The 11,445-nt window shown below is 71.6% G+C and carries 12 protein-coding genes; 7 read left to right on the top strand and 5 right to left on the bottom strand.

Annotated elements, in window-relative coordinates; translation table 11 throughout:
• Nucleotides 1-478 precede the first annotated feature (478 nt).
• The gene (locus ASG04_RS07265) at nucleotides 479-1,348 is read right to left on the bottom strand and encodes an AraC family transcriptional regulator (RefSeq protein WP_056121951.1); all 870 of its coding nucleotides are present in this window, start codon (nucleotides 1,346-1,348) and stop codon (nucleotides 479-481) included.
• 54 nt (nucleotides 1,349-1,402) lie between these two features.
• Nucleotides 1,403-2,005: a hypothetical protein gene (locus ASG04_RS17345; protein ID WP_056121948.1), complete on the bottom strand. Its 603-nt coding sequence runs from the start codon at nucleotides 2,003-2,005 to the stop codon at nucleotides 1,403-1,405.
• Nucleotides 2,006-2,100: 95 nt separating this feature from the next.
• On the opposite strand from ASG04_RS17345, the gene ASG04_RS07255 reads away from it, so the two are divergent.
• Genes ASG04_RS07255 through ASG04_RS07245 form a run of 3 tightly spaced genes read left to right on the top strand, consistent with a single transcriptional unit; the run spans nucleotide 2,101 to nucleotide 5,118 of the window.
• Complete coding sequence (locus tag ASG04_RS07255) at nucleotides 2,101-3,558, top strand: sensor histidine kinase (protein ID WP_056121946.1); 1,458 nt, start codon at nucleotides 2,101-2,103, stop codon at nucleotides 3,556-3,558.
• 22 nt (nucleotides 3,559-3,580) lie between these two features.
• Nucleotides 3,581-4,243 (top strand): response regulator transcription factor, encoded by a 663-nt coding sequence (locus ASG04_RS07250; RefSeq protein WP_056121943.1) that lies wholly within the window; start codon nucleotides 3,581-3,583, stop codon nucleotides 4,241-4,243.
• The gene (locus ASG04_RS07245; RefSeq protein ID WP_056121941.1) at nucleotides 4,240-5,118 is read left to right on the top strand and encodes an EamA family transporter; all 879 of its coding nucleotides are present in this window, start codon (nucleotides 4,240-4,242) and stop codon (nucleotides 5,116-5,118) included. The genes ASG04_RS07250 and ASG04_RS07245 overlap by 4 nt, the downstream gene beginning before the upstream one ends.
• On the opposite strand, the gene ASG04_RS17340 is transcribed toward ASG04_RS07245, so the two are convergent.
• From ASG04_RS17340 to ASG04_RS07235, 3 genes are all read right to left on the bottom strand, one after another.
• Nucleotides 5,091-5,243: a hypothetical protein gene (locus ASG04_RS17340; protein WP_156463568.1), complete on the bottom strand. Its 153-nt coding sequence runs from the start codon at nucleotides 5,241-5,243 to the stop codon at nucleotides 5,091-5,093. The two genes, ASG04_RS07245 and ASG04_RS17340, sit on opposite strands and share 28 nt — an antisense overlap.
• Before the next feature lie 109 nt (nucleotides 5,244-5,352).
• Complete coding sequence (locus ASG04_RS07240; protein WP_056121939.1) at nucleotides 5,353-5,676, bottom strand: hypothetical protein; 324 nt, start codon at nucleotides 5,674-5,676, stop codon at nucleotides 5,353-5,355.
• Nucleotides 5,677-5,782: 106 nt separating this feature from the next.
• Nucleotides 5,783-6,814: a LacI family DNA-binding transcriptional regulator gene (locus ASG04_RS07235; RefSeq protein ID WP_056121937.1), complete on the bottom strand. Its 1,032-nt coding sequence runs from the start codon at nucleotides 6,812-6,814 to the stop codon at nucleotides 5,783-5,785.
• Between the two features lie 123 nt (nucleotides 6,815-6,937).
• On the opposite strand from ASG04_RS07235, the gene ASG04_RS07230 reads away from it, so the two are divergent.
• The 4 genes from ASG04_RS07230 to ASG04_RS07215 are packed head-to-tail and all read left to right on the top strand — an operon-like array spanning nucleotide 6,938 to nucleotide 11,440.
• Complete coding sequence (locus ASG04_RS07230) at nucleotides 6,938-8,233, top strand: ABC transporter substrate-binding protein (RefSeq protein WP_056121934.1); 1,296 nt, start codon at nucleotides 6,938-6,940, stop codon at nucleotides 8,231-8,233.
• Nucleotides 8,233-9,111, top strand: a complete 879-nt coding sequence (locus ASG04_RS07225) for a carbohydrate ABC transporter permease (protein ID WP_056121932.1) — start codon at nucleotides 8,233-8,235, stop codon at nucleotides 9,109-9,111. The genes ASG04_RS07230 and ASG04_RS07225 overlap by 1 nt, the downstream gene beginning before the upstream one ends.
• On the top strand, nucleotides 9,108-10,067 hold the full coding sequence (locus tag ASG04_RS07220) for a carbohydrate ABC transporter permease (RefSeq protein WP_200938422.1): 960 nt from the start codon (nucleotides 9,108-9,110) through the stop codon (nucleotides 10,065-10,067). Before ASG04_RS07225 ends, ASG04_RS07220 begins: the two co-directional genes overlap by 4 nt.
• The gene (locus ASG04_RS07215; RefSeq protein WP_056121930.1) at nucleotides 10,067-11,440 is read left to right on the top strand and encodes a glycoside hydrolase 5 family protein; all 1,374 of its coding nucleotides are present in this window, start codon (nucleotides 10,067-10,069) and stop codon (nucleotides 11,438-11,440) included. The genes ASG04_RS07220 and ASG04_RS07215 overlap by 1 nt, the downstream gene beginning before the upstream one ends.
• Nucleotides 11,441-11,445: the final 5 nt, after the last annotated feature.

The raw sequence follows: 11,445 nt of genomic DNA, 5'->3' as shown, positions 1-11,445 counted from the left end.
CCCCCGCCGGCCCGCCGGCCCGCCGGCTCGCCGGCCCGCCGGCTCGCCGGCTCGCCGGCCCGCCGCCCCGCGCTCCGCCGGCCAACCAGGAGCCGCCGCGCCGTGCTCCGCCGACCGTGTGGCTGGTCCGCCGAGCAGCCATGCGCCGCCGCGCCGTGCCCCGCCGAGGGCGGGGTCGTTTTCGTGGCTGACGAATCCGGTCGACGAAACCCGTGGATCGTGGACCGGATTCGTCAGAACGGAAAGTGATCAGGTGGTCCGGCGCGCGGCAGCGGCGCGGCCCGCGCCGCGATGCCGCGTCAGCCTGCGCCGCGTCGGCCTGCGCCGCGTCGGCCTGCGCCGCGTCGGCCTGCGCCGCGTCGGCCTGCGGGCCCGCCCGCCAGCCATGCGCCGCCGCGCCGTGGTCCGCCGAGGGCGGGTTCGTTCTCGTGGCTGACGAATCCGGTCGACGAAGCCCGCGGATCGCGAACCGGATTCGTCAGAACGGGAAGTGATCCTGCGGTCTGGGGCGTGGCAGTCGGGCGGTGGACGACTCGACGCGTTGGATCGCGCGGTGCATCGCTGCGACCGTGGCGTAGCCGAACCGGGGCGCGGCGACCGTCGCGTCCGTGCCGGTGTGCAGCGCGGTGCGGACCGCGAGGGTGTGGAACCACCGCGCGAACGCGTCCGGCGTCAGGCCCGTGGTCGCGCGGAACCGGCGGAGGAGCGTCGACTGCGACATCCGGGCCACGGCGGCGAGGTCCGGGATGCTCAGCCCCGGCGGGGCTGCCTCGGCGACGGCGTCGATCGGACGGGTCAGGCTGTTGTCGCGGAGCACCGGTGGGCGCCAGGCGTCGAGGACGGTCAGGACGAGCATGCGGGCCAGGGCTTCGCGCTGCGGTCCTGGCCAGCGGTGCCCCGCCTGGTCGTCGATGTGCTGCAGGGTCTCGGACACGTCGATGTCGGCTGCCGGGTGCCCCGTCGTCGTGACCAGGTCGGGCAGCGCGAACGCCTCGGGCATCAGCGGGCCGAACGTCGCGGTCCCGTGGTGGATGCCCGTGATGCCCGGTGACACACCGATGCCGAGGTCGGGCGCCGTCACGCTCGGCGGCGGCGCGTCGCCGAGCGGTGCCGTGCCGACCCAGCGGGGGGCTCCCGGCGCGAGCAGGGCGGCGGTCCCGGGCCGTAGCGCCGCCGCGGCGTCACCCCGGCCCACCCAGACCGGAGTCCATCGCGTCGCGACCCAGACGTGGTGCTGCGTCGTCGGGAAGTGGAGCGTCCAGGCGGAGCCGCGGTCGGCCTCCAGTTCGGCGCCGTGCGCCACGTCGAGACCGACCGCGTCCACCATCGCGCGGAGTGCGTCGCCCATCCCCCCAGCGTGACGCGTCACGCAGCACGGGACCGACCACCTGTGGACAGTGCGTCAGCGGACGTCGGCGGTGGACCAGAGGAACCGGGCGCCGTCACCGACCGGACGGACGAGCGGGCCGGCGAACAGCAGGGCTGCGACGACGAACGCCACGACCCGCCCGGCCGCGGGGACCGCGAACAGGACCGTCAGCCCCGTCTGCGTGGTGCCGGGGAGCGTCCCGAGCCACAGTGCCGGGCCTCCGAGCAGCCAGACCGCCGCGCCGACGGCGACCACCCAGCCGGCGGCACGCGACGCACCGCTCCCGGAACGCACGACGAGGACGCCGAAGGCGACGAGCAGCGCCTGTGCCGCGGTCGTCAGGATCGTCGCGACCGGGATCGCGGGCGACCCGATGCCGAGGCCAGCCAGCGCCGTGCACAGCGCGGCCACAGCGAAGCCGAGTGACGTCCGGTCCGCTCGGCGTGCCGCAGACAGTCCGGCGACGAGCGCGGCGGCTGCCGTCACCACCCCGACGACGACCAGGACCCAGGCGCCAGGGTCCAACTGCGTCAGGACACCCAGCCCTGCGACCCCGCCGACGGCCGCCCCGAGCCCCGCGACCACCGCCGCCAGTGCGGTCAGTCGTCCCCGTGTCGTGGTCCCCGTCGTCCCCATGCCGACACCATAACGCCGGGGGTGGGGTCAACCCCACCCCCGGTCGGGGAGGGGGCAGGATGGGTTCGGGCACCCGGGTTCGGGATGCTGGACCCATGACCGACACCGACCGACTCGACCAGGCGATCACCGTGCCGCTGGACGACGCCGTACCCCCGGGAGCCACCACCCCCATGCCGGCGCAACCGACCCAGGAGCAGCCACCGCAGCTGCCGACCGATCCGCCGAACCCGACGGCTGGTGGGTTCTACCGTCAGGCCTGGCGCCGGTTCCCACGCGACTTCGGGTACATGGCGCTCACCGCGGTGCTGCTCTGCACGCTCTACTTCGCGTTCCCGGCGGCGGTCTTCGGCGGTGGGTTCCACGACCTCTTCAACCCGATCGTGCTGCTGATGTTCTTCGTGGCGCTGTTCGTCGCGCGCTGGCTCGGGCAGTTCGAACGGCTGCGCATCTCGTGGGCAGACGACCGCCCGATCCGACCGGTCGACTGGACCCCGCGCTGGCAGCAGAACTGGTGGGCCCGGACCGGTTCCGCCGTCGCCAACCCGCACTACTGGCTCTACCTGCTGCACGCAGCGGTCGTCTACCCCCTCGCGGCCCTGGTCACCGTCGGCGCTGGCGCACTCCTGGTGGTCGGCTTCTTCGGCCCGATCGTCGCCGGGGTCACGGCACTGCGGTGGGGATGGCAGATCAACCAGTGGCTCATGGAGAACAGCCTCGACCAGGGCTGGGCCTGGGTGCTCGGTGCCGTGGCGTGCGCGGTGAGCATGGCCGCCTCGGTCGTCCTGCTGCCGCTCTGGTCGCGCGGTTCGGTGCTCGCGCACTACTGGATCGACTTCGGGCTGCTCGGCGGGTTCCGCGCGGAACAGCTCGAGCAGCGGGTGGCGGGACTGCAGGCCTCCCGCGCCGGAGCGGCGACAGCGGAGGGGCAGACCCTGCGGCAGATCGAACGCGACCTGCACGACGGCCCGCAGCAGCGGCTCGTCCGGCTCCGCATGGACCTGGCCGCAGCCGAGCGGGCGTTCGAGAAGGACCCCGAGGGAGCGAAGCGGCTCATCGGCGAGGCGTCGGAGCACGCCAAGGACGCGCTCGACGAACTCCGGGCGCTGTCGCGGGGGTTCGCGCCGCCGATCCTGCTCGACCGGGGGCTCGTCGCCGCGCTCGAGGCCCTCGTCGCCCGGACCCCGATCCCCGTCGGCCTCGACGTCCGGCTGCCCGAAGGGCTGACCCTCGGCACCGAGATCCAGCGCAACGTCTACTTCACGGTCTCCGAGCTCCTGACGAACACGACCAAGCACGCGGGCGCCTCGACCGCTGGCGTCTACCTCGGGCTCGTCGTCGACGCGTCCGCGGTGTGGCACCTGACGGTGAGCGTCACGGACGACGGCGTGGGCGGGGCGAGCGTGCAGGAGGGGCACGGGATCGAGGGCCTCATGGGTCGGATGCGCTCCCTCGACGGCGAGTTGACGGTGTCGAGCCCCCAGGGCGGCCCCACCGAGGCGACGGCCCGGATCCCGCTCGGCGCGCTCAACGGGGTGCCCACGGCACGGTGACCGCCGGCACTAGTCTTGGAGCATGACCGACGGCCCGGATGCAGCACGCATCCGGGCCGTCGTCGTCGACGACGCGGTGCTGCTGCGCGAGGGGCTCGCGCGGGTGCTCGACGAGGCCGGCATCGACGTCATCGCGCAGTACGCCGACGCCGCGTCCTTCCTGGCGGCCCTGCCGGAGCAGACCCCGGACGTCGTCGTGATGGACGTCCGGATGCCGCCGACCTTCACCGACGAGGGCGTCCGCGCCGCCGTCGAGACCCGACGGACCTCCCCGTCCACCGGCGTGCTCCTGCTCTCGCAGTACGTCGAGGCGACCTATGCGGAGGAGCTCCTGGCGTCCGGCTCGTCGGGGGTCGGTTACCTGCTCAAGGACCGCGTCACCCGGCTCGAGGAGATCGACGACGCCGTGCGCCGCGTCGCCTCCGGCGGCACCGTGCTCGACCCCGAGGTCGTCACACAGCTGATGCGACGACGCCGTGACCCGCTCGAGGCGCTGACGCCGCGCGAGCGCGATGTGCTCGGGCTGATGGCCGAGGGACGGACCAACGCCGCGATCGCCCGGGCGCTCGTCATCGGCACCGGCGCCGTCGAGAAGCACGTGTCGAGCATCTTCGCGAAGCTCGCGCTCGAGGACACCGGCGAGGACCACCGCCGCGTCCTCGCCGTCCTCGCCTACCTCGGATGACCCGGTCCCCGGCCGACCCCGCCCGTTCGACCCGGATCCCCGCGCCGCTGCTCGCGCTCGCCGCGATCGTCTCGGTCCAACTCGGTGCCGCGATCGCGAAGACCCGCTTCGAGGAGGTCGGCTCCGTGGGAGCGGCGACGCTGCGCCTGGTGATCGGCGCGGTGGTGCTGCTCGCCGTCGTCCGCCCGCGGGTGCGGCACTGGCAGCGGGCGCAGTGGCTCGGGGCGGTGGGGCTCGGGCTGGCACTCGGCGGCATGAACGTCTTCATCTACCTGGCGTTCGCCACGATCCCGATCGGCGTCGCCGTGACGATCGAGTTCCTCGGCCCGCTCGCCCTGTCGCTCGTGCACACCCGACGCTGGCGGGATGCCGTCTGGGCAGCCCTGGCGCTGCTCGGCGTCGTGCTGCTCGGCGTCGGACCCTCTGCCGTCACGGAACTCGGCGGGGTGGCCGCCGCGGTGGCAGCGGCAGCGTGCTGGGCCGGCTACATCGTCATGAACCGGCACGTCGGCTCGATCATCCCGGGCGTCGACGGGCTCGCGGTCTCGATGCTCGTCGCGATGGCGGTCTCGCTGCCGTTCGGCCTGCGGACCGCCGTCGACGGCATCGTCGCCGACCCGACCCTGCTGATCGTGTTCGGTGCGGTGGCGGTGCTGTCGAGCGTGCTGCCGTACGCGCTCGAGATGCTCGCCCTGCGTCGGATGCCCACCCGGGTGTTCGGGGTGCTGCAGAGCCTGGGCCCGGCGATCGCGGCCCTCGCCGGGCTGGTGGTCCTCGGTGAGGCGCTCTCGCCCGTCGAGGTGGTCGCGCTCGCCTGCGTGACGGCGGCGAGCGTCGGGGTGACGGTCTACTCGGCGCGGAGGAAGTCCGCGTAGGTGGGTTCGTGCTGCTCGCCCGACAGCAGGGCGGGGTCGTTGATCTTGCGTTCGACGTAGGCAGCGATGACGTCGGGCGGGGTGAGCACGTGTGCCACCCAGGACGGCACGTCGAGGTTCTTCACGGGTGCTCCCTTCCGGTCATGGGGCGACGGTCACCGGACTGATGTCTTGATCGTCGTGATTCTTGCTGTACCGGGGCGGATCGAACGATCCTCCGCGCCAGCGCACGTGTCAATCGCGTGCGCCATGTGGAGTCCGATGCGCGCGCTCTGTCCGGAGAACGCGGTGTTTGACGGCCGAACGCCAGACCCAGGCCTCGGACTGCTGCCCGAACTGTGCCCACTCGACCAGCACCGCGTCGCGCGTCCAGCTCTTCGCGAAGGCCTTCACCCGGACGTGGAACGTCGGGAACTGGATCCACGCCCAGACCGGCAGCGGCGTGACGGCGTGGCAGACGTCCGGGCCGCGGGCGTCGTCGGACAGTGAGTAGGCGTGCGGCCGCTCGACCTCCGGGTGTTCCGGAGGCTGCCACCGGTTCTCGCGACGCCGTCCCACGACGGTATTCGAACGTGTGTTCGAATGCCGCGTCAAGTCGGGCCGGGCAGCGCGGCGGGACCCGGCGGTCAGCTGCGCGTGTCGCGGCCGGCGTCGAGCGACGGTCTCAGCTCGGTGCGCGGCCCGTGCTCTCGCGCACGCTCAGGGTCAGGACGGGCCCGGGCTCGGACGGCAGGGCGTGGTCCGCGTCGATCTGGCGGCGCAGCAGGGTGGCCGCACGCTGGCCGAGCTCGACGGTGTCGCGGGTGAGCGAGGTGATCGCCGGACGGACCAGGCGGACCATCGCCGAGTCGTCGAAGGACACGATCGAGACGTCGGTCGGCACCGCGACGCCCATCTCGCTCGCGACGCCCAGGCCGGCCACCGCGAGCACGTCGTTGTCGAACACGATCGCGGTCGGTCGGCTGCGTCGGGACAGCAGCTCGCGGGTCGCGGCTGCGCCGGTGTCGGCCGCGTAGTCCGTCGGGATGGAGACCGTGTCGTCGAGGTCGTGCGCGACGGCGAACTCGCGGAGACGGTCGATGCGCATCGCGGTGTGCTCGTACTCCGGGCGACCGGCCACGTGGGCGATGCGCCGGTGGCCGAGGGCGTGCAGGTAGCGCAGCACCTTCTCGGTCGCGTCGGAGTCGTCGATCCACACGCTGGGCGCGGAACCGGCGGGGGACGGGTGTGAGCCGACGACGACGGTCGGCATCCCGAGCTCGTCGAGCAGGCGGAGCCGGGCGTCGTCGTGACGCGGGTCGATGACGATGACCCCGTCGACGCGGTGGCCGTTCCACCAGTCGCGGTAGGTCTGGAGTTCCTCGTCGGCGTCCCGCGCGACCAGCAGGTTCATGCCGACGTGGGAGCCGGCGAGGCCGAGCTGGATGCCGGAGATCAGGTCGCCGAAGAACGACTCGGTGCCGAGCGTGCGGGCAGGACGGTTGAGCACGAAGCCGATCGAGCCGGCCTTCGCACCGCCCAGGGCGCGCGCCGCGGTGTGGGGCTGCCAGTCGAGTTCACGGGCGACGGCACGCACCCGGGCGCGGGTCGCGTCGGACACCCCGGGGCGGTCGTTGAGGGCGAACGAGACGGCGCTGATCGACACGCCGGCCTTCGCGGCGATGTCGGCGATCGTCGTCCGACGCTGGATGGCCATGGCTTGACTATAACGCTTTAGTCGCTCATAGTCGGGCTCATCCGACCGGCAGCGCGATCAGCACTCAACCGGTTCAGCGCGACATCAGCAGCACCATCCGCACGCACGAGGGAGTCCGACGCGATGAGAATCACCACACGAACCACCACCACCCGGGCCGTCGGCCTGCTCGCCGGCGTCGCCGCAGCGGCCCTGGCACTGACCGGCTGCTCGGCCGGTGGCAGCGGCGCGAGCGGCAACGGCGGCGGCGACGTCTCCGGCACGATCACCCTGCAGACCTGGGCGCTCACGCCGACGTACACGGACTACCTCAACGGCGTCGTGAAGGCCTTCGAGAAGCAGCACCCGGACGCAAAGGTCAAGCTCGTCGACCAGCCCGGCGACGGCTACGCCGACAAGGTGCTCAGCCAGGCGTCGAGCAACTCGCTCCCCGACGTCATCAACCTGCCGCCGGACATCGCGCTGCCGCTCGCCAAGCGCGGGTTCCTGCAGGACGTCGCCAAGGACGACAGCAAGCTCTCCACCACCTACGTCAAGGGCGCGCTCGCCGCGTACAACTACAAGGGCGTCGACGGCACCTTCGGGTACCCCTGGTACCTCAACACGGACATCGACTACTGGAACAAGACGATGTTCCAGCAGTGCGGCCTCGACCCGGCCAGCCCGCCGAAGACCACCGACCAGCTGTTCTCGCAGGCCGCGACCATGCACGCGAAGTGCCCGGACGACTACCTGATGAGCCGCAAGCCCGGTCTGAGCGACTTCTCGCTCGCCGGCGTCAAGATCATCAACGACAAGGGCACCAAGTTCACCTTCGCGGACTCGTCGAAGGCCGCCGACCTGATCAGCAAGTACGCGAAGGCGTACAAGGAGGGCCTCATGCCCTCGTCGGTCCTGAACACCGACTACCTCGGCAACTCGACCCTGTTCACCCAGGGCAAGGTCGCCTGGACCACCGGTGGCGCCACCGCGATCAGCGACTTCGAGCGCAACAACCCCTCGCTCAAGGGCAACATCGTGGTCTCGCCGGCCCTGGACAACCCGCCGCTGTACGTGCAGGGGCTGTCGGTGTCGAGCAAGTCGAAGCACATCGCCACCGCCGAGGCCCTGGCGTCGTTCATGACCAACGCGAAGAACCAGGAGGCGTTCGCGCACCTGGTGAACATCTTCCCGTCCACCACCTCGTCGCAGTCCGACCCGTTCTTCTCGAAGGACGACGGCACCGTCGAGGCGAAGGCCCGGGTCCTGGCGAACGAGGCACTGAAGACCGCGAAGAACCTCAACCCGGTCGAGGCGAACTCGGCGATGACGGACTTCCTCGACCAGCAGATCGCCCTCGCGATGAAGGGTGACACCACCCCCGAGAAGGCCCTGCAGACCGCGCAGACCAAGATGAACACCCTGCTGGCGAACGGCTGATGCGCGCCAACCGCTGGTTCACCCCCTGGCTGCTGATCCTGCCGGCGCTCGTCTGGCTCGTCGCGTTCAGCCTCTGGCCGTCGATCAACACCGTCCGGCTGTCGTTCACGAACGCCAGCCCGCTCGGTGGGGTCAGCCGCTGGGTCGGGCTCGCGAACTTCCAGACCCTGCTGGCCGACCCGCAGGTGTGGGAGGCGCTGCTCAACAGCGTCATCTACATGGCGATCTGCCTGCCGCTGCTGACGGTCCTGCCGCTGCTGATGGCGGTGCTCGTCCAGCAGAAGCTGCCCGGCATCGCGTTCTTCCGCACGGCCTACTACACACCGGTGATCGCCAGCGCGGTCGTCGTCGGGCTGATCTGGAACTGGATCCTCGACGACCGCGGCGTCATCAACGAGATGGTGCAGTCGCTCGGGATCGCCCAGGGCAGCATCCCGTTCCTGACGGACCGGTGGCTGCTGCTGTTCAGCGCGATCAGCCTGACGGTCTGGAAGGGCCTGGGCTACTACATGATCATCTTCCTGGCGGCCCTCGGGAACGTCGGCAAGGAGCTGCACGAGGCCGCCGCACTCGACGGCGCCGGGTCGATCCGCCGCTTCTGGAGCGTCACGATGCCCGGGGTGCGCGGCACCCTGACGCTCGTCGGGATCCTGGTCTGCGTGTCCGCGCTCCGGGTGTTCAGCGAGCTCTACATCCTGACGAACGGCACGGGCGGCCCCGGCGGGCAGGACAACTCCCTGGTCATGCTCATCCAGCAGTACGCGCGCGGCTTCACGGGCAACCTCGGGTACGCGTCGGCGCTGAGCCTGCTGCTCTTCGCCGTGACGCTCATCCCGATGCTCGCCCTGGCGCGCATGAACAGCAAGGCGGACCGATGACGAACACGACGACCGAGCCGGTCATCGGCGGCAACGCCGGCACCGCCGCACCGACGCCGGACGTGACCGGCGCGACGGGCGGAGGGGGAGCCTCCCGTCCGCCCCGTCGGCGCCGCCGCGCCGTCTGGGGCGTCATGTCCACCCGCGAGAAGGCCGTCCGGTACGTCCTGCTCATCGTGGTGCTGTTCATCACGATCGGGCCGTTCCTCTGGCAGCTCTCGACGTCGCTCAAGGGCGCCGGCGAGGACATCTACACCGCGAACCCGTCGTTCATCCCGTCGCAGCCCACGATCGGCAACTACCTGCGGGTCGGCGATGCGATCCCGGTGTTCGGGTACATCGGGAACTCGCTCATCGTCGCGGCGATCGACGTCATCGGGAACATCGTGTTCGCGACGTTGGCCGGCTTCGCCCTCGCCCGGCTGCAGTGGCGCTTCCGCAAGGCCGTGCTCGGGCTGTTCCTCGCCACGCTCGTGCTCCCGGGCGAGGCGACGATCATCTCGCAGTTCGTCACGGTCAAGGACCTCGGCCTGGCCGACAACCTGATCGGGGTCGCCCTGCCCGGCATGATCGCCGCGCTCAACGTGCTGCTCATGTTCAACGCGTTCCGGCAGATCCCCGACGAGATCGACCAGGCCGCGGTGATGGACGGCGCGAACGCCTGGCAGCGCCTGCGGTACATCTCGCTGCCCGCCGTGCAGGGCACGATCGCCGTCATCGCGATCTTCGCGTTCATCGGCGCGTGGGACGACTTCCTCTGGCCGCTCATCGTGCTGCAGTCCCCGGACAAGCTGACGCTGACGGTCGGGCTCGAGTACCTGCGCGGCACGTTCGGCACCGACCAGCGCCTGATCGCGGCCGGCACGATGATCGCGTTCATCCCGATCGCCGTGATCTTCGCCGTCCTACAGCGGTTCTTCTTCAAGGGCGTCGAAGAGGGCGGTGTGAAGGGCTGATGCGGTTCGGTGTGAACTACACCCCGTCGGTCGGCTGGTTCCACTCGTGGCTCGACTTCTCGGCCTCGGACACGGCGCGCGACCTCGAGGCGATCGCCGCACTCGGTGCCGACCACGTGCGGGTCTTCCCGCTCTGGCCGGTCGTCCAGCCGAACCGCACCCTGATCCGGCGGCAGGCGCTCGACGACGTCGCGCGGGTCGTCGACATCGCCGCATCGTTCGGCCTCGACGTCACCGTCGACGCGCTGCAGGGACACCTGTCGAGCTTCGACTTCCTGCCGTCGTGGCTCGACTCGTGGCACCGGCGCAACATGTTCACCGACCCGGACGTCGTCGCGTCGACCGCCGCGTACGTGCGGGCGCTCGCCGCAGCGGTGGCGGACCGGCCGAACCTGCTCGGGATCACCATCGGCAACGAGGTCAACCAGTTCGCGCACGCCCCGCACCCCTCGCCGCACGCCATCACGGCCGAGCAGGGGCATACGTGGGCGGCGGCGATGGTCGCCGCGGCACGGTCCGGACTGGCGTCCGCTGGCCGGGAGGCTCCGCTCGGCTCGGACGGCGTGCTCACCTCCGGCAACGGGTCCCGCTCCGGGCCGCTCGTCACCGTCGCGCAGTACGACGCCGCCTGGTACGACGACGCCCAGCCGTTCGGGCCGGAGCACGCGGCCGACCACGGTGACGCCACCGTCACGCACTCGTGGGTGTTCAACGGTGCGGCAGCCGTGCACGGAGCACTCGGTGCCGGGTCCGTCCGGCACGGCGAGTACCTGCTGCAGCTCGCCGCGGCCTGGAACCACGACGCCGCGCGGCCGAACTGGCTGCAGGAGGTCGGCGCCCCCACCAACGTCGTGCCCCTCGCCGACGCACCCGCGTTCACGGAGCAGACCATCCGGCACGCCCTCGACGTGCAGCACCTGCTCGGGGTCACGTGGTGGTGCTCGCACGACGTCTCCCGCTCGCTCGCCGACTTCCCGGAGCTCGAGTACGACCTCGGCCTGCTCACGAACGACGGCCGTGTCAAGCCGACGGGGGAGCGGTTCCGGGCGATGGCGCGGGAGTTCGGCGGCAGCGACCGTCCGACCCCGGCCGTTCCGCACGTCGGCCTCGTGCTCGACGACGTCCGTGCCGACGGCACCCCGGCGCCGGCTGTCCGTGCCGACTGCGCCCCCGGGGGCCGGTTCGCCGCCGCCTGGCTCGCGCTCGCCGAGCAGCACGGCGTGGGACCCCAGGTCGTCCTGCGATCGCGGCTCGCCGACACGGACCTGCTCGCCGCCCGCGGAGTGACGAGCACGATGGACGTACCGGCCGACACCGACGCGGACGCCGCACACACCCCGATCTCGGTCGCGCACCCCGCGACCATGCCCTGATCCTC

Source organism: Curtobacterium sp. Leaf183 (assembly GCF_001424385.1).
Classification (GTDB): Bacteria; Actinomycetota; Actinomycetes; order Actinomycetales; family Microbacteriaceae; genus Curtobacterium.
Note: the sequence above shows the minus strand (reverse complement) of the source record. Positions and strands in the feature narration are given on the sequence as shown.

Bases quoted from the DNA above. Each gene is read 5' to 3' on its own strand.
- ASG04_RS07265 (WP_056121951.1), bottom strand. From the start codon at position 1,348: ATGGGCGACGCACTCCGCGCGATGGTGGACGCGGTCGGTCTCGACGTG.
- ASG04_RS17345 (WP_056121948.1), bottom strand. From the start codon at position 2,005: ATGGGGACGACGGGGACCACGACACGGGGACGACTGACCGCACTGGCG.
- ASG04_RS07255 (WP_056121946.1), top strand. From the start codon at position 2,101: ATGACCGACACCGACCGACTCGACCAGGCGATCACCGTGCCGCTGGAC.
- ASG04_RS07250 (WP_056121943.1), top strand. From the start codon at position 3,581: ATGACCGACGGCCCGGATGCAGCACGCATCCGGGCCGTCGTCGTCGAC.
- ASG04_RS07245 (WP_056121941.1), top strand. From the start codon at position 4,240: ATGACCCGGTCCCCGGCCGACCCCGCCCGTTCGACCCGGATCCCCGCG.
- ASG04_RS07235 (WP_056121937.1), bottom strand. From the start codon at position 6,814: ATGGCCATCCAGCGTCGGACGACGATCGCCGACATCGCCGCGAAGGCC.
- ASG04_RS07230 (WP_056121934.1), top strand. From the start codon at position 6,938: ATGAGAATCACCACACGAACCACCACCACCCGGGCCGTCGGCCTGCTC.
- ASG04_RS07225 (WP_056121932.1), top strand. From the start codon at position 8,233: ATGCGCGCCAACCGCTGGTTCACCCCCTGGCTGCTGATCCTGCCGGCG.
- ASG04_RS07220 (WP_200938422.1), top strand. From the start codon at position 9,108: ATGACGAACACGACGACCGAGCCGGTCATCGGCGGCAACGCCGGCACC.
- ASG04_RS07215 (WP_056121930.1), top strand. From the start codon at position 10,067: ATGCGGTTCGGTGTGAACTACACCCCGTCGGTCGGCTGGTTCCACTCG.